Raw genomic sequence first — 259 nt, forward strand, 5'->3', positions numbered from 1 at the left:
GCTTGGAGGGTGGTCCCCCCATGTTCAGACAGGATGTCACGTGTCCCGCCCTACTCGAGTCCTGGCCATCGTCCGTCCCGTACGGGGCTGTCACCCATCTCGCCGGCCATTCCAGACCGTTCCGGTAAACTAAAGCCAGGCCCTGGCCTGATCCGCGTTCGCTCGCCACTACTGACGGAGTCTCGTTGATGTCCTTGCCTCCGGGTACTTAGATGTTTCAGTTCCCCGGGTTCGCTTCAAACCCCTATGGATTCAGGGT

Annotated in this window: 1 rRNA gene; it reads right to left on the bottom strand. The window is 60.2% G+C overall.

Annotated elements, in window-relative coordinates:
* Positions 1 to 259 (bottom strand): 23S ribosomal RNA (locus AC0IY1_RS25410); the annotation flags it as partial.

The organism is Methylobacterium sp. AC690 (assembly GCF_979256535.1).